Raw genomic sequence first — 16,040 nt, forward strand, 5'->3', positions numbered from 1 at the left:
GACAATATCAGTCTGTTCGATCCCGAGCCGGACCATGAAAGGCTGGATATTGCGGCACGGGCCGCGAGTATTGCCGAAGATATCGAGCGGATGCCGATGCGGTATCATACACCGGTCGGAGACATGGGCTCCGTCCTGTCGGGTGGTCAGAAGCAACGCGTCTTGCTGGCGCGTGCGCTGTACCGCCAGCCGCGTGCGATGTTTCTGGACGAAGCCACGTCGCATCTGGATCCGCAGAGCGAGATACGCGTCTCGGCCATGATTAGGTCGGTGAAGTGTACGAGGATTCTTGTCGCGCACCAGCCTCGTACCCTCGCATCTGCCAGCCGGATCCTGATGATCGCCGAGGGGCGGTTGACCGAAATCCAGCAACCTGCCGACGCGCCGGGCGGGAACGGCGCGGTCAACGACGAGGCGTAACGCGGCACATTCGCTGGTCTCGCCGTCCGCTCGCTCAAGCGACAACGGCGTGTATCGTTACGGATGCACCCCCGCATAGAGCAGGGAAACGCCGACGAGTTTGCCGTTGCCGTTCCGCGACGCAAAGGCCGTCGGGCCCACGATCTGCTCTTCATCGCCCGGCGCCAGCCAGATCCGGAATCCCGAAATTCTCTTGGTCGTTTCGTCGATACCGACGTAGAACGGCAGGGGATCGTAGAAGAGCATGTCACCGGGCCGGTTCGAACGGGATGGCTTGCCGAGCAGGCTATAGACTCTCGACAAGGGATCGCCGACCCGCAACCCCGCGAAGCTCTGGATATCGCCGGCGCGGACGGTGCCGTCCCTGGTGAGCAGGGTAAGCACTGTATAATGCGCCTTGTCGACGGGGCGCGCCCTCAGGTCCCGGTTGAGTGTTCGAGGGAATAGGTAGGCGACTTCCAGGGTCCCCCGGAAGACCTTGCCGTCGGGCGACCGAAGAAAGCCGGGCGAATAGGACAGCGCATCGGGCGTCCCCAATCCGCTGAACAGGCCGGTGACCTGTTCACCGAGCGCGCCCCCGTCAAAGCTGTAGCAGGCCGGCGGCATCCTCACCGTCTGCATGCCAGCCGCGGCCTGCGGCCTGCCGCGGATAGACGCTGCGCACGCCATCGCGGCCGTGGCCGCGACACCACCGGTTTGCCGGGCGGCAAGGGAATCGCCGCGACATGTGATCGCGGCGAGCGCGCCGACGATCACCAAGGTGAGATTTTTCGTCACCGAACGCATACTCCTGCACCTTCGCCGGAAGGTTGATCGGCCCTGAAATTGGCCGTCAGCCGTCCGGCGATCCGTTAGCACTAATACTATTTCCCGCCGTTAGCGTAATAGCCCTCGATATTGGCAATCTGGACCAGAACGGTGGCCTGCTGGGCAGGCGTAAGGCTGCTGTACATCGTGCCAGGCGAAACGCCGATGCTGCCGGCCACCTGATTGATATACGACGTAGTGTTGTTGCCGTTATAGGGCGAGTTGTTGATGATCAAATCGCGAATTGTTCCCTGACCGGGCGTCCAGTTGATCTGGATGTAGTTCCGATAGTCCACCGACAAAGCGGAGTTGGGATACATGGTTTGCATGAACTGCCAGTTTGCCGACGTGTTCGTCAGGCCCGTATTCGCGTAACCCTGACCGTTCACATGGTCCAGCAGGGCGGCCTCGGCGTTGAAGCCGCTGTTCGTGCTCGGGAAGATGGCCCAGGGACCGTCTGATCCGATCGCGCCATGCGCTCGGGCGAAATCCCCGTAAGCGATATCGCCGGGATTGTTGTCCCTGACCGGAATCTTGCCGCCTGCCGGCGTGGTGTAGGTCGTCCCGTCGACGAAGACGTACGTTACCGTTCCGTCGCCGTTGCCATGGGCCGCTGTGATCTGCAGGCCGAAGTTGAGCTCACCCTGTTCGGGACCGTAGGGCCCCGGAACATAGGATCGGGCGACCGGGCCGGATCCCGCGCCGTAGTTGCTCACCCCGGTCGTGTAGGAGGCATTGATAAAGGAGTTCTGGACCTGCCCGCTATAGTCGGCGGCAAACGTCCAGTATCCCTCATGCGAACCGTAGATAACGATCGAATCGCTATCGGTTCCCGACCCCGAGACGGGCGGCGGCGTGCCCGCGGCGTGATACGTGCCCGAATAATAGACGCCGTTGACATAGGCGCCCGCCTCGTTCTGGCCGGTGATGTCGAGGGCGACGGTGTTGTTGAGCGGCGTGCCCGGCATCGAGATGAGGCCATCGATGACCTGACTGGGCGTGCCCTCCATGACGGCCTGCAGGAATTCGGGATCCGTGTCACCGTCCCAACTGCTCCAGTAGGGCGCGTTGGCGGCGGGATCGTGGGTCGGAATGCCGAGCCAGTTGTCGGGCGGCGGCCCATAGTCCGCCCCCATGTCATGGTCATAGTCGCTGCCCGAATACTGGCCCGACGATTCGACATGATAGGTCATGTCGTCGAAAAATTGCTGGAGCACCTCGCGGTTCGACGGCGTGACGACGGGGGGAGGGGGAGGTGGCGGCGGAGGCGGAGGTGGCGTGCCGGGATCGCCCGTGCCGACATCGCCTCCGACCGTGGGATCTTCATATCCGCTACTTTGCTGCAATCCGCCGGCGACGTAACCGAGTTCGCCCAAACTAAGTTCGCGCATTGCAGTCCTCCCACAGCGACTCTAGACGTTGAAGATCATGTCGAACCGCTCCGATTTTTCAAGCGATTTATGGCGTTGCCGCTGGACCTGCCCGGAGCCTCGTCCTCTTTCGCAGCGGCACGGCGATATGTTGACGGAAATCGTCGCAACCATGCCGCGAGCCCGGCCGGGGGGTAGAGAAGTCCTCGACGCCGTCGGAGTCGAGCTAAAGCTGTCGATGCTTCTCGTCGGGCCTGACCCCATCGCCGAAGGCGAGGTCGACAACGATTACTGGGACAAGAAATGCCGCTTGCTGTTTCTGCGGCCCGCGATCGAGCCGGTGGCCATTTCCTACTGGCCCAGGCTGGCCGGGATGGATCTCGACGTCGAGCGCGCGCAAAAGATCGTCTCCGCGCTGACTACGCAGGCGCAGGTCGTGCGCACGCGCGAAGGGGTCGGCCGCTCGGCGAGCGGGAACGTCGGCTTCGAGCCACCGGATCGCGCGCGCGAATGGCTTGACCGGCTGAAGGAGGCACAGGCGAAGCCGGAACTCGCCAGCGTGATGCCGGCCTATGTCTTCGCCTCCACGATCATGGCGCATCCCTTTGCCGACGGAAACGGCCGGCTCGCACGGCTTCTGACGCTGGGGGCGCTTGCAAGGTTGGCCGGATGGGACGGACCGATCGTAGGGTTAGCACCATCGTTCTACCGCCGCGCGGAAAGCATGGGCGCAGCATTGGACGAACTCACATTCACGGGAAACTGGGACCGTTATTTTGAAGTTTTTATCGATATCATGGCTGACGTTAAGTCCCTGATGACGGCGCTGGCGGGTAGATGACGCCGGGACAAAGCACGAAATCGCGCCGCCACTCTGAAGGGAACTCGCCCCTTAGTGATGGCGTGCGCTTTTTTATGATTTGCCCGTCGGGCCGATTAGTCGGCGCTGTCAGGCGCGCATTTCCCTGCCGCTTAGGCGGCGTGGACAAATTGGTTGACGCGTATTTGGAGGGTTGATTCAAGGCTCCCTTTTGGAGGCAAGGTTGAGCCGGGGCGATCTGAGCGAAGCGGAATGGCGTGTTTTGAGCGGCTTGCTGCCGATTGATGCAGAAAACCGAGGGCGCGGCCGTCTGCCCGAAGACAACCGTTCCATCGTCAACGGGATACTCTGGCGGCTTCGTTGCGGCACGCCATGGCGCGACGTGCCGCCCAAATACGGTAACTGGAACACGATTTACCGGCGGTTTCGGCGCTGGAGCGAGGCCGGGGTCTGGGAGGCTGTATCGGTCACGCTGGCCGAGATCATGGCGGACAGCGGCCACTACAGCATCGACAGCACTACAGTTCGCGCCCACGTCTCGGCAGCGGGCGGAAACGTATGGCTCGCCCCGTCGGCAAGCGGTTTGTGTCTGATGTTCTGAGCAGTCTGCGAAAACGTATCCGGCCTTTCGACACGAAGTCGTTGGCCAAGATGGAGATCCGCGCGTCCTGGTCCTCATAAAGGGGCCGGCATCGAGTGCCATTTTTAGCCAAAGGGTTCCAGGACACCGGTCGACTGTCTGAGTAGCCCCTAGATATCTGGACGCCTTCGATCCTAATTTTGAGGACAGGAGGCGACGATGGGGAAGCCCAATTTCAGCGATGAGTTCAAGCGTGACGCGGTGGCCCAGATCACCGACCGCGGGTATCCGGTAGCGGAGGTTTCACAGCGGCTCGGCGTCAGTCCGCATTCGCTCTATGCCTGGAAGCGGCAGCTGGCGGGTCAAGTGTCGGGCGATGCTGGCAAGGATGCGGAGATCCGCCAGCTGAAGCGCGAGCTGGCCCGGGTGACCGAGGAGCGCGACATCCTAAAAAAAGCCACCGCGTATTTCGCTCGAGATGCAAAGTGAGATACGCGTTCATTGCTGAGCATCGCGATCGTTTTGGCGTGCGGGCAATGTGCCGGTGCCTCGCTGTGCAGCCGAGTGGCTATTATGCATGGCATAAGAGCCCGCTGAGCCAGCGGGCTCGGGAAGATGCTCGGCAGACGGAACTGATCCGGCGGGCCTGGAACGACAGTGGCAAGGTCTATGGCTATCGCAAGCTGCACGATGACCTGCTGGATCACGGCGAGACCTGCTGCCCGAACCGGGTTGCCAGGTTGACCAGACTGGCGGGCATCAAGGCGCAGATCGGCTATAAGCGCAGGCCCGGCAGCTATGGCGGCAAGCCGTCCCTGGCGGTTGACAACACGCTGGACCGTCAGTTCGACGTGGCTGCGCCAGACCGGGCCTGGGTGACAGACATCACCTACATTCGCACTCTGGAAGGCTTCGCCTATCTGGCTGTCGTGATCGACCTGTTTTCCCGCCGCGTGGTCGGTTGGTCGATGCAGAGCCGGCAGACTACCGATGTGGTGCTGCAGGCGCTGCACATGGCGGTATGGCGGCGCAAACCAAAGCAACGGCTGCTGATCCACTCGGATCAGGGCTCGCAGTTCACCAGCATGGACTGGGCTGCCTTCATTCGGGCTCACAATCTTGAGCACTCGATGAGCCGTCGCGGCAACTGCCATGACAATGCCGTCGCCGAGAGCTTCTTCTCCTCGCTCAAGCGCGAGCGCATCCGGCGCCGAACTTACAAAACCCGCGAGGAAGCCCGGCAGGACGTGTTCGATTACGTCGAGATGTTCTACAACCCAGTGCGCAAGCAGGTCAGGAACGGGATGCTGTCGCCCGTCGAATTCGAACGGCAGCGGGTTTTGAAGGCGGAAGGCGTCTAGAAAACTAGGGGCTACTCAATCATCGGCTATTGCATGGGCATCCGCTCCGAGCGGCGGCTGTGCGACGAGGTGCATCTGAACCTCGCTTATCGCTGGTTCTGTCGCTTGGGCCTGGACGGCGATGTGCCGGACCACTCGACCTTCTCGAAGAACCGGCATGGCCGATTCCGCGACAGCGACCTGCTGCGGCAACTGTTCGAGATGACCGTGGCGCGCTGCATGGCCGAGGGGCTGGTCGGCGGTGAAGGCTTTGCGGTCGATGCCAGCCTGATCCGCGCCGACGTCCATCGCCAGCGGTCGGTGCCGGGCGAGCAAGGCCTGCCACCCGAAGCGGTCGGACGCGCTGTCGCGGAGTATCTGGACGTGTTGGACGATGCGGCGTTCGGCGGCGCGACGCCGGTCACCCCCAAGCGGATCAACCTCACCGACCCGGCGTCGCGCTGGACCGCGGCAACGCGCGAGGCGGCCTTCTACGCCTATAGCACCAACTATCTGATCGACCTCGATCACGCGGTGATCGTCGATGTCGAAGCGACGACCTCGGTGCGGCAGGCCGAGGTGACCGCCCAGCGCCGGATGATCGAGCGAACACAACAGCGCTTCGGCATCTGGCCCGAGCGCCTCGTCGCCGACGCTGCCTATGGGTCGGCCCCCAATCTGGCCTGGCTGGTCGAAGACATGAGCATCGAGCCGCATATCCCGGTGTTCGACAAGTCCGCCCGAAGCGATGGCAGCTTCGAGCGCGCCGACTTCGTCTATGACCATGACGACGACAGCTACATCTGCCCGAGCGGCAACCGCCTGCGGCGGTCCAATCGCAACTTCAGCACACCGCGTAGCGGCGTCGATAAAGACGGGTCGATCCGCTATCGCGCGCGGCAACAGGACTGCCAGAGCTGCACCTTCCGGCAGCGATGCACACCCAACATGCCCGCCCGCAAGGTCACCCGGTCGATCCACGAAGGCGCGCGCGACCTGGCGCGCGATATCGCCACCACCGACGCCTATGTCCGGTCACGCCGTCAGCGGAAGAAGGTCGAGATGCTGTTCGCGCACCTCAAGCGCATCCTGAAGCTGGATCGCTTGCGCCTGCGGGGACCCAATGGTGCAAGAGATGAGTTCCACCTCGCCGCAGCGGCCCAGAACCTCCGGAAAATGGCGAAGATGATCCCGATGGCAGCGCCCGCACCGGCCTGATCGGAAAGGCAAGCCGATCGCGTCCGTCGCGAGGCGCAATCAAAACGGCCACGCAGACGACTTCTTCAACAGAATAGGCCCAGGTGCGGTCATAGGCCACCCCTATTATTACCCCTCGGTCTTCCTGAACTTTGCTGTGAGCACTTTTGCGCCATCACGGAGAAAATCGAGATGGTCGGACCAATGCTGCATCATGCGCACGCGCTCGTCCCAATACTCGCCGCGGGTATAGGCGCGACGCACCGCATTGTTGTCGCAATGCGCCAGTTGCCGCTCGATCGCATCGGCATGCCACAGCCCCATTTCATTCAGCAGCGTTGCTGCCATCGCCCGAAAACCATGCCCGGTCATTTCGTCTTGGGCATAGCCCAAGCGGCGAAGGGCGGCGTTGATGGTGTTCTCTGACATCGGTCGCTCGGTCGACCGGCGCGAGGGAAACAGAAACGAACTATAGTCGGCATCATGCTCGATTGAGGCAATGAGCCTGATCGCTTGGTGAGAAAGCGGGACGGTGTGGGCTCGCCGCATCTTGGTCTTGTGCGGCGGTATCGTCCAAATCGCTTTGTCGAGGTCAAAGTCGGCCCATTCGGCAAAGCGCAGTTCGCCCGGTCGGACAAAGGCATGCGGCAGCAGTCGAAGCGCCACCAGGGTGTTCGCGTGCCCCTCGAACGCATCGATCGCGCGGAGAAGCTCGCCTGCTGCCTTGGGGGTGGTGATCGCGGCCCGATGGACGTGCTGGGGTACGATCAGTGCACCCCGCAGGTCAGCCGCCACATCACGTTCGGCGCGCGCCGTTGCGATCGCATACCGAAAAATCTGCGAGCAGGTGCTGCGGAGCCGTTTCGCTGTCTCATAGCGTTCCTTGCCTTCCATCTTCCGTAACATCACCAGCAACTCTTGCGCCGAGATGGAGGCGATCGGGCGCTTGCCGATCGACGCGTTGATGAAGCCGAGCAGCCAGCGCAGCTTCTTCATCGTGACCGTCGAGCGGCCCTCCTTCTCAATCTTGAGCAGCCACTCATCGGCGACAGCCTGGAAGCTGTTGGACGCGGCCACCGTCGCCGCGATCCGGTCAAGCTTCATCCGCTCGGCGGGATCATCACCCCGCGCCAGCACCTTGCGCGCCGCGTCTCGCTCGGCGCGGGCCTCGGCGAGGCCGGTTTCCGGCCACACGCCGAACGCCAGCGTCTTCTGTTTGCCGAGGTAGCGATAATTCATCCGCCAATAGCGTCCGCCAGACGGCGTCACGAGCAGGTAGAGCCCGTCGCTATCGCCAAGCTTGTACGCCTTGTCGCGACTCTTCGCCGCTTTGATTGCCACGACCGACAACGTCATGATGGTATCTCCCATCTGGACGACCGGCATATGCCATCAAAAATACCATCAGATTGTTGGTATGCAGTGGTATTTGGCCGATCCAACTGGGATGATTATATCACGAAAAAACCGCAAAAAACAGCGGTTTAAGGCACGTTTTGGGATGCCTTGGGAAGGCATTTTGGTGACCCCTACGGGAGGAGCCGAATGCAATGCAAACTCACGGTTTTCCGCCGTTTCCGACCTGCGGTAATCTCGAAGGTGCACCCGCCGGGTGTACTCAGTCAAGAGGAATCGCAAATAGCTCCCCTCAGAGTGTATGCACTTGCTTGATCTATTCGGCACCGCGGGTTCGAATCCCACCCTCTCCGCCACGGATCTATCCATATAGGTCCGTCAGGGTCCACCGGGATCGACTTTTCTCTGCTGAAAACCGACACTTAATCGACCAGCTCGGCCTCGGCCGTCCGTGCCCATTCGCGCGCCTCCGGTGAAAATCGGTGACTCGTTGTTGGTACCTGCGGTCGAATTTGTTGGTACCTGTTCAGGAGACGACGAATGCTCACCGATGCCCGGGTTCGCAATGCCAAACCCCGCAACAATTCTTATAAGCTCAGCGATGGGCACGGCTTCAACCTGCTCGTGAAGCCAAACGGCAGCAAATATTGGCGATGGAGCTATCGCTACGACGGCAAGCAAAAGGCGATGGCGTTCGGCAGCTATCCCGCTATCTCGCTCGCCGACGCGCGCGCCAAGCGGGACGAGGCGTTCGCGATCCTTTCCGAAGGGCGAGATCCAGCGATCGCTAAGAAACTGAAGATCGAGGCGCGCCTCGAGGCCGCGCGCCAGACCTTCGAGCGAACCGCGCGGGCCTGGCACGAAAATGCCAAATGGCAGTGGGCCAAGCGCCACGCCAATGACGTTCTGCGCAGCCTTCGGCGGGACGTGTTCCCGGCGCTTGGTAATCTCCCGATCGCCGAGATCACGCCGCCGCTCGTGCTTGCTCCGATCCGCCGCTATCGGTTCCATGGCGACGGTGGTCGCGGCAAGGTCCGGCGGTCCCGTACGGGTTTCTACTGACCCCCGCTCGAGGAGTAACGCAGCCTCGGTCTTGTTGCGTGCGCCGAGGGTCGCGAGGGATCGGGCTATGTGGGTCTCGGCCGTCCGAGGCGAAATGCCAAGGTGTCTGGCGATCTCCTTGTAGCTCTGTCCGCCGCTTGCCAGCGTCAGGACTTCGCGCTCGCGTGGGGTCAGTTGTTCAACACGGCCGGCCAAAATCGAGTCTGCTCCAAATATCTGATTCGATGCAACGAATTTGACGCAAGTCGGCGCGTATTGTCAGCCCGAACCGACGCAAAGCCGTGGCAAACTGTGCTGCCGTCGGGGCAGCAAAGTCACTCGGCCAGTAGCCGGTGCCGGATCGGGCGCCGCGGCCAGGAAATGGATAAGATGCGAAACTGCTGTAGCTGACAAACGCTCGTTTGTTTGCTCTAAGGCGCCGATGAAGAATTTGACCCTTCCACCAGCCGGGCAATTCCTGCGCGACGACGTCATTCGCGGAGGCATGGACCTGATGTTCTTCGCCCATACCCGACACCTCGCCCATGCCGACCGGCACCTTGCGGCGATGGGTCTCGGACGCGCGCATCATCGCGTCCTCTACTTTGTTGCGCGTAAGCCCAATCTCGCAGTCGGCGAGTTGCTCGCGATCCTCGGCGTGACCAAGCAGTCGTTGGGGCGCGTGCTGAAGGACCTGACCGATAAAGGCTTGCTGAGCTCGGCGCCGGGCGACCGAGATCGGCGCCAACGCCTGTTGAGCCTGACTGGTGAAGGCAGCGCGCTCGAGCACGATCTATTCGATAACCTTAAGCAGAACATGGCGCAGGCCTACGCCCAGTCGGGCGGCGCTGCCGTGGCCGGCTACTGGACCGTCACACAGAATTTGATGGGCGACGACGCCAGGGCGCTGTTCGCCAGCCTCGTCAGCTTCGAGTGAGCCCCGGCATGACCCGCGCCGTTTCCGGAGACAGACCGATCGGCGTCGGCCTTGTCGGCGTCCAGCCTGGCCGAAGCTGGGGCGCCGTCGCGCACCTTCCCGCGCTCGCGCAGCTGGCGGATCGATTTCGATTGGTCGGTATTGCCAATTCGAGCAGCGAGAGCGCGCAGCGCGCGGTAGCGGCGATCGGCGACGGCGTCGCATTCTCATCGGTCAGCGACTTGATCGCGTCGCCCGACGTCGAGCTCGTCGTGGTGACGGTCAAGGTGCCGCATCACTTCGCGTTGGTCGAGGCCGCACTTGCCGCCGGAAAGCACGTCTATTGCGAGTGGCCGCTGGCGACCACGCTCGCCGAGGCCGAGCAACTCGCCAGACTGGCATCGGCGTCGGGATCGATTGTCGCGGTCGGAACACAGGCCGTGTTCGCGCCCGCCATCGAGGAATTCGCCGCACTGGTCAGGTCGGGGGCGATCGGGACGCCGCTGTCATCGACGTTGACAGGATATGGCATGACGTGGGGCGAGCTGATCGAGCAGCGCAACACCTACCTTCTCGACGTGCGTAACGGGGCGACGATGCTCACGATCGCCGTGGGGCACGCTCTTTCCGCCGTCGAGCACGCCCTCGGGCGCGTGGTCGAACTGAGCGCTCGCCTGGCGACGCGGCGACCATTGGTGACGGTACGCGAAACAAGCGAGCATGTGTCGCTTACCGCACCCGATCAGGTCATGATCGATTGCCTGACAGCAGAGGGTCTGCCGCTCGCGCTTCACTACCGCGGCGGCCTGCCCCGCGGCGACGGTCTGTTCTGGCAGGTCGACGGCACGGAAGGGAGCGTTCGGATCTCGGGACCATCGGGATTGATCGAGATGGCGCCGCTCACGTTGAGCGCCTCGATCGGCGACGAGAAAGGCTGGAGCGTGGTGTGCGCGCCGGTCGATCATCCTGCGGTCGATGGCGTGCGCCGGTTCTACGAGGCACTGGCGGCCAAGATCGCGGGCGAGGATGTGGCGATGCCCGACTTCGCCTCAGCGCTTCGCCTCCATCGAGTTATTGCCGCGATCGAGGAAGCGGACCGACGCGGCTGCCGCGTGGCGATCGCCGCCTGACTACGCGCTTCGGTCGGCCTTCTCGTGTCTGGCCGCCGACACCAGCAACGGCCGCATGTAGGACGGGTCCGCGCGGTCGCGGCTGGGCTGCGCGCCCTCCCGCATCAAGGTGCGGGTTGCCTCGTCGAGATCGACGACCGTCAGCGTCGACTGGTCGAGCGTCTCCGGAATGGCGTCGAGCGGTGCCCAGTCGCGGATGCAGATGCGCGTCACGATCGCCCAGCGCCCGTCGCGTTTTTCGAGACGATCGATATAACGCCCGCCGGACATGCCGAGCGGCGCTCCGCGCTGGTTCATGCCGACAAACATGTAATAGGTTTCGGTATGCGCGACATCGCCGTCGAGATCGCAGGTCGAATTGAACTGGCAATGCTGGTGCGACAGATGCGTGCGGCGGTGCATCGCAATCGCCCAGTCCGCGAAGGCCTCGCGCGATCCGACGAACACACCATGGTCGTCGATCGCATCGTCATGATAGACCGAGATGAGAAGATCGCGGTCGAGCCGGTCGATCGCCCGCGAATAGGTCATCAGGCAATCGTGGATGGCCTGACGATCCTGCAGCGTCCGCACCGTCGCGAGAAGTTCGTCCATGTTCGCTCCAAACGTTTGTTTGTATAGCCAGCATGATGCAAGCCCGGGCTGCATTCAAGACCGTGGGCGAGGAGGGATGACGTGCACCTGAGTTATGTTCATGGCGCCAGCGCCGAACCCTTGCTTGGCAAGACGATCGGCGTCGCGCTGGACGACGCGGCACGCACTTGGCCCGACTTCCTCGCGCTGAGCTGCCGAGCAACGGGTGTGAGGCTAACCTGGTCCGAGCTGGCGTGCCGGGCGAACAATCTCGCCGCGGGCTTGCTGTCGATGGGAATCGCGCCCGGCGACCGCATCGGGCTGTGGGCGATGAACCGCGCCGAGTGGATTATCGCGCAGTTCGCGACGGCGAAGGCTGGACTCGTCCTGGTGACGATAAACCCCGCTTACCGGCTGAGCGAGCTTCGCCATGTTTTCGACACGGTCGATTGCGCGGCGCTGATCCTCGGTCCACCGTTCAAGGACAGCGACTATGCCGCGATGCTTGCCGAGGCCGCACCGGACATCGAACGCTGTGCGCCGGGCGATGCCTTCGCGGCAACGTGGCCGACGCTCAAGCTCATCATACAGTTCGGGGAGGGGCGCCGGCTGGCCGGGGCAGTCGACTTCGAGGATATCGAGAAGCGAGGCGTCGCGTGCGGGCACACGGTGCTCGCTCGGGTGGCGGCCGAGGTTCAGTTCGATGCGCCGGTCAACATCCAATTCACCAGCGGCACGACCGGGGCGCCGAAGGGCGTGGTGCTCAGCCACGCGAGCATTCTCAACAACGGACATTTTACAGGACGGGCGATGCGGCTCGGCGCCGGCGACAGGCTCTGCCTCCCAGTCCCGCTCTACCATTGCTTCGGGATGGTAACCGGATCGCTGCTGTGTCTGGCGCACGGCGTCGCCATCGTGCTGCCCGGTCCCGGTTTCGATCCGCTCGCAACGCTGCAGGCGCTTGCCGAGGAGAGGTGCACCGCGCTCTATGGCGTGCCGACAATGTTCATCGCGATGCTCGGGCACCCGCGCTTTCGCGAGTTCGACCTCGCGGCGCTGCGTACTGGCGTCATGGCCGGCGCCTTGTGTCCGATCGATCTCATGCGGCGCGTGATGACCGACATGCACATGAACGAAATCACCATCTGCTACGGCATGACCGAAAGTCCGGTGAGCTTTCAGACGGCGGTCGACCTCGCGATCGAGCGGCGGATCTCGACTGTCGGCAACATCCAGCCGCACATCGAGGCCAAGCTCATCGACGAGGAAGGCCGGATCGTGCCACGCGGGGCAATCGGCGAAATTTGCACGCGCGGCTATTCGACGATGCTTGGCTATTGGAACGACCAGGACGCGACCGCAGCCACCAAGGACGTGGCAGGATGGGTACATACCGGCGACCTCGGCACGCTCGACCCACGAGGCGACCTGCGCATCGTTGGGCGCATCAAGGACATGGTGATCCGTGGCGGCGAGAATCTCTATCCCAAGGAAATCGAGGAGTTCCTGCACGCGCATCCCGCCATCCGCGATGTCCAAGTGTTCGGCATCCCCGATCCGAAGTTCGGCGAGGAGCTCTGCGCGTGGATAATTCCGAACGAGCCGGCGGGGCTCGACGAGGATGAACTGCGCCGTCACTGCATGGCGGCGATCTCGCGGCAGAAGGTTCCGAAACACTTCGCGCTCGTCGACGCCTTTCCGATGACGGTCACCGGGAAGGTGCTCAAGAGCACCTTGCGCGCAGGAATGTGTGCGCGCCTCGGGATCGATCCCGACACCGGAGAGCCATTGCCGGGTTGAGGGGCTGTTCCCCACAAGTTCGGCGCGATCCGACGGCCAATCTCGGCAGCCCACGTCGCCCCCGCATCGCGGATCGTCGCGCGCGGGATGGCGCACTCTTGACTCGGGCGCCCGATCTACGGCAAAGGGATGTTTAAGAACAAACAAACAGTTGTTTTAACTTTGGGATGGAGGGGTTTGTGGGCACCACGGTCTACTTGCGGACAGCATTGCTGGCATCTGCGTCGCTGGCGGTCCTAGTCGCCGCGCCGGCGTTCGCGCAGGACAGCGGACCGGCGGCCCCGCAAACGACGACCGCGCCGGCTCCCGAAGCCCAGGACGTCGATCAGCCGACCACCGCCAACGACATCGTGATCACGGCTCGCCGCAAGGACGAGCGTCTGATGGACGTGCCGGTGGTCATCACCGCGCTGACCAATGAGACGGTCGCCCGCTACCAGTCCAACGATCTCACCGCGATCGGTAACCTCACGCCGACCGTGATCATTGGCGCCTATCGCGCCAATGGCGGCGGTTCGATCGCGATCCGCGGGATCAGTTCTCCGGCCAATCAGACGGGGTTCGAGCAGGCCGTCTCGGTCGCCATCGACAATATCCAGACCAGCAACGGCCAGGTCGCGCGGCTCGGCTTCTTCGATGTCGAGCGCGTCGAAGTGCTCAAGGGGCCGCAGGCCTTGTTCTTCGGCAAGAACAATACCGCCGGCGTTATCTCGATCGTGAGCGCGTCGCCCACCAAGGAATTCCGCGGCGGCGCGACCGCCTCCTATGAGTTCGTCGGCGACGAAGCCACGGTCGACGCGTTCGTGTCGGGGCCGGTGACGCCGACCTTGGGCTTCCGCGTAGCGGTCCGCTACCGCAACCTCGATGGCTGGCTGCGCAACACCTCGACCTCGATCGCCAACCCGTTCTACCGCCCGGCGACCGGTGCGCCCGCGTCGGTCGGCACCTTGCCCGGCACCAGCAATCCGCGTCCTGGCGACGACGACTTCACCGGTCGTGTCACGCTGGCGTTCGAGCCTAGTAATGCGTTCAAGGCCACGCTGCGCGTGCTCGGCACGACCCAGACCGATGCCGGTCCTGGTGTGTCGTCGCAGAATATCGGGCCGTGCACGGGACCGAATCCGCGGGTCAGCGGGATCGCCGACCCGACCGCGGAGTGCGTGATCGACAATCGCACGACGTCGGGCGACGTTCCTGCTGCGATCCGCAACACGATCCGCGACGAGGGTCTGGGACTGACTTCGGGCGGCAAGCTCAAGGCCATCGTGTCCGGGCTCAATATGCAATGGAAGTTCGGCGACCTGACGCTTGCCTCGAACACCGGCTACAACAACCTTCAATACAAATATTTCGCCGGGTTCGATCAGACCACCTACTCACAGCTCGCGCAGTTCGAAGGCCAGAAATCGACCGAATTCAGCCAGGAATTGCGCCTGTCGAGCGATTTCTCAGGCATCTTCAACTTCGTCGTCGGCGGTTATTACCAGCGCACCACGATCCTCGATCACTACGACACCAAGCTGAGCGACGGCGCCTACAATTCGGCGGCGGATCGCTACACCTCGTTCGAGACGTTCGCGCATCAGTTAGGCAAAACATATTCGGCGTTCGCACAGGCGATCTTCAAGTTCACACCGCAGCTCGAGCTGGCGGGCGGCGCGCGCTACACCCGCGAGGAAAAGGATTTCCGCAAGAACAACGTGTATGGCGTGGGTACCTTTCTAACCGCGGCCCAGGTTTATCCCGGCTCGGATCAGGTCGGCTATCTCAAAGGCTCGTTCCGCGACAACAACGTGTCACCCGAAGTGACGCTGACCTGGACGCCCGACAGCAAGCACACCCTGTTCGTGGCCTATCGCACCGGCTTCAAGTCGGGTGGCTTCGGTCTCACCAACCCCTTACAGACCACGACGCGGATCGGCGACGTCGACTTCGACTCCGAAAAGGCGAAGGGCTTCGAGTTGGGCGGACGACTGATCGCCCTCGACAACCGCCTCAATGTGAGCGCGGCGGCGTTTGCCTATACCTTCTCGAACTTGCAGGTGAACACCTACGATCCGGCGCGGATCGCCTACACGATCAACAATGCGGGCGCGGTTCGCCAGCGCGGTTTCGAGGTAGAGTTCAACTTCGCGGCGGCGCGCGAATTCTCGCTTCACGGCGCCTTGGCTTACGTCAACAACAAGTTCCGCAACTTCACCGGCCAATGCTACTCCTATGCCTTCCCGACGGGCACGGTGCGCGCGACGGCCGTTCCGCCGCCCAATTGCTCGTTCGTGAACACGACGGCGCTCACGTTGCAGCAGGTCTATGACGGCCGCGCGCCGGCGCGCTCCCCGGAATGGTCGGGCAATGCGGGGTTCGTCGGCACGCTGCCGCTCGGCGACTACAAGCTCGAGCTGACCGGTGACGCCTATTACAGCGGTAGCTACTACGCCGCCGACACGCTCGCGCCGCCGACGCTGCAGCCAGATTTCTGGCGCTTCAACGCCGGTCTCACGTTCAGTCCCACCAACGGCAGCTGGAACGTGGGGGTCTTCGGCAAGAACCTGACCAACAAATACTATCTGCTGTATGCGGCCGACCGCACTGGCGGTGCCGGCGTGCCCGGCGCGATCGGCGAACAGCGCGGCGTTGTGGCGCGCGGGCGCGAGATCACGGTGCGCGTCGGGTTCAAGCTCTGATCGCCG

General features: G+C 63.0%; 13 protein-coding genes and 2 pseudogenes. 10 read left to right on the forward strand and 5 right to left on the reverse strand.

Translation table 11 applies throughout. The features are described from left to right. Positions 1-420 (forward strand): ATP-binding cassette domain-containing protein (locus ON00_RS00415; RefSeq protein WP_010402366.1); only part of this gene is annotated, 420 nt, incomplete at its 5' end. A gap of 57 nt (positions 421-477) precedes the next feature. On the opposite strand, the gene ON00_RS00420 is transcribed toward ON00_RS00415, so the two are convergent. Together ON00_RS00420 and ON00_RS00425 are read right to left on the reverse strand one after the other, a co-directional pair. Continuing rightward, positions 478-1,206, reverse strand: a complete 729-nt coding sequence (locus ON00_RS00420) for a hypothetical protein (RefSeq protein WP_010402367.1) — start codon at positions 1,204-1,206, stop codon at positions 478-480. Positions 1,207-1,283: 77 nt separating this feature from the next. Then, positions 1,284-2,618 carry a hypothetical protein gene (locus ON00_RS00425; RefSeq protein WP_010402368.1) on the reverse strand — a complete coding sequence of 445 codons (1,335 nt, stop codon included), beginning with the start codon at positions 2,616-2,618 and terminating at the stop codon, positions 1,284-1,286. Between the two features lie 37 nt (positions 2,619-2,655). On the opposite strand from ON00_RS00425, the gene ON00_RS00430 reads away from it, so the two are divergent. The 4 genes and pseudogenes from ON00_RS00430 to ON00_RS00450 all read left to right on the forward strand — a co-directional run. Beyond that, the gene (locus tag ON00_RS00430; RefSeq protein ID WP_083834040.1) at positions 2,656-3,438 is read left to right on the forward strand and encodes a Fic family protein; all 783 of its coding nucleotides are present in this window, start codon (positions 2,656-2,658) and stop codon (positions 3,436-3,438) included. 202 nt (positions 3,439-3,640) lie between these two features. After that, a complete protein-coding gene (locus tag ON00_RS00435; protein WP_040601753.1) occupies positions 3,641-4,018 on the forward strand; it encodes an IS5 family transposase in 378 nt (125 codons plus the stop codon). Between the two features lie 198 nt (positions 4,019-4,216). After that, positions 4,217-5,358, forward strand: a protein-coding gene (locus ON00_RS00445; protein ID WP_086010560.1) for an IS3 family transposase whose coding sequence is annotated in 2 segments (ribosomal slippage) — positions 4,217-4,457 and positions 4,457-5,358 — 1,143 coding nt in all. Because the reading frame shifts where the segments join, the coding sequence is not laid out codon by codon here. An 18-nt stretch (positions 5,359-5,376) separates the two neighbouring features. Continuing rightward, positions 5,377-6,555, forward strand: a pseudogene (locus ON00_RS00450) (transposase); the annotation flags it as partial. A 108-nt stretch (positions 6,556-6,663) separates the two neighbouring features. On the opposite strand, the gene ON00_RS00455 reads toward ON00_RS00450, so the two are convergent. After that, a complete protein-coding gene (locus ON00_RS00455; RefSeq protein WP_010402378.1) occupies positions 6,664-7,890 on the reverse strand; it encodes a tyrosine-type recombinase/integrase in 1,227 nt (408 codons plus the stop codon). 540 nt (positions 7,891-8,430) lie between these two features. Between ON00_RS00455 and ON00_RS00460 the strand changes: the two genes are divergently transcribed. Next, on the forward strand, positions 8,431-8,952 hold the full coding sequence (locus ON00_RS00460; protein ID WP_050810884.1) for a tyrosine-type recombinase/integrase: 522 nt from the start codon (positions 8,431-8,433) through the stop codon (positions 8,950-8,952). 24 nt (positions 8,953-8,976) lie between these two features. Here ON00_RS00460 and ON00_RS21385 read toward each other — a convergent pair. Then, positions 8,977-9,147 (reverse strand): annotated as a pseudogene (locus ON00_RS21385) (response regulator transcription factor); the annotation flags it as partial. A gap of 226 nt (positions 9,148-9,373) precedes the next feature. Here ON00_RS21385 and ON00_RS00465 point away from each other — a divergent pair. Both ON00_RS00465 and ON00_RS00470 read left to right on the forward strand, forming a co-directional pair. After that, a complete protein-coding gene (locus tag ON00_RS00465) occupies positions 9,374-9,868 on the forward strand; it encodes a MarR family winged helix-turn-helix transcriptional regulator (RefSeq protein WP_010402382.1) in 495 nt (164 codons plus the stop codon). 8 nt (positions 9,869-9,876) lie between these two features. Further along, the gene (locus tag ON00_RS00470) at positions 9,877-10,977 is read left to right on the forward strand and encodes a Gfo/Idh/MocA family protein (RefSeq protein WP_010402385.1); all 1,101 of its coding nucleotides are present in this window, start codon (positions 9,877-9,879) and stop codon (positions 10,975-10,977) included. On the opposite strand, the gene ON00_RS00475 is transcribed toward ON00_RS00470, so the two are convergent. Next, complete coding sequence (locus ON00_RS00475; RefSeq protein ID WP_010402386.1) at positions 10,978-11,571, reverse strand: nuclear transport factor 2 family protein; 594 nt, start codon at positions 11,569-11,571, stop codon at positions 10,978-10,980. A gap of 81 nt (positions 11,572-11,652) precedes the next feature. Between ON00_RS00475 and ON00_RS00480 the strand changes: the two genes are divergently transcribed. Then, the gene (locus ON00_RS00480; protein WP_010402387.1) at positions 11,653-13,350 is read left to right on the forward strand and encodes an AMP-binding protein; all 1,698 of its coding nucleotides are present in this window, start codon (positions 11,653-11,655) and stop codon (positions 13,348-13,350) included. Positions 13,351-13,529: 179 nt separating this feature from the next. Further along, positions 13,530-16,034 (forward strand): TonB-dependent receptor, encoded by a 2,505-nt coding sequence (locus ON00_RS00485; protein ID WP_211207091.1) that lies wholly within the window; start codon positions 13,530-13,532, stop codon positions 16,032-16,034. Positions 16,035-16,040 lie beyond the last annotated feature (6 nt).

The organism is Sphingomonas echinoides ATCC 14820 (genome assembly GCF_000241465.1).
Classification (GTDB): domain Bacteria; phylum Pseudomonadota; class Alphaproteobacteria; order Sphingomonadales; family Sphingomonadaceae; genus Sphingomonas; species Sphingomonas echinoides.

Bases quoted from the DNA above. Each gene is read 5' to 3' on its own strand.
- ON00_RS00455 (WP_010402378.1), bottom strand. From the start codon at position 7,890: ATGACGTTGTCGGTCGTGGCAATCAAAGCGGCGAAGAGTCGCGACAAG.
- ON00_RS00430 (WP_083834040.1), top strand. From the start codon at position 2,656: ATGTCGAACCGCTCCGATTTTTCAAGCGATTTATGGCGTTGCCGCTGG.
- ON00_RS00470 (WP_010402385.1), top strand. From the start codon at position 9,877: ATGACCCGCGCCGTTTCCGGAGACAGACCGATCGGCGTCGGCCTTGTC.
- ON00_RS00460 (WP_050810884.1), top strand. From the start codon at position 8,431: ATGCTCACCGATGCCCGGGTTCGCAATGCCAAACCCCGCAACAATTCT.
- ON00_RS00425 (WP_010402368.1), bottom strand. From the start codon at position 2,618: ATGCGCGAACTTAGTTTGGGCGAACTCGGTTACGTCGCCGGCGGATTG.
- ON00_RS00420 (WP_010402367.1), bottom strand. From the start codon at position 1,206: ATGCGTTCGGTGACGAAAAATCTCACCTTGGTGATCGTCGGCGCGCTC.
- ON00_RS00475 (WP_010402386.1), bottom strand. From the start codon at position 11,571: ATGGACGAACTTCTCGCGACGGTGCGGACGCTGCAGGATCGTCAGGCC.
- ON00_RS00465 (WP_010402382.1), top strand. From the start codon at position 9,374: ATGAAGAATTTGACCCTTCCACCAGCCGGGCAATTCCTGCGCGACGAC.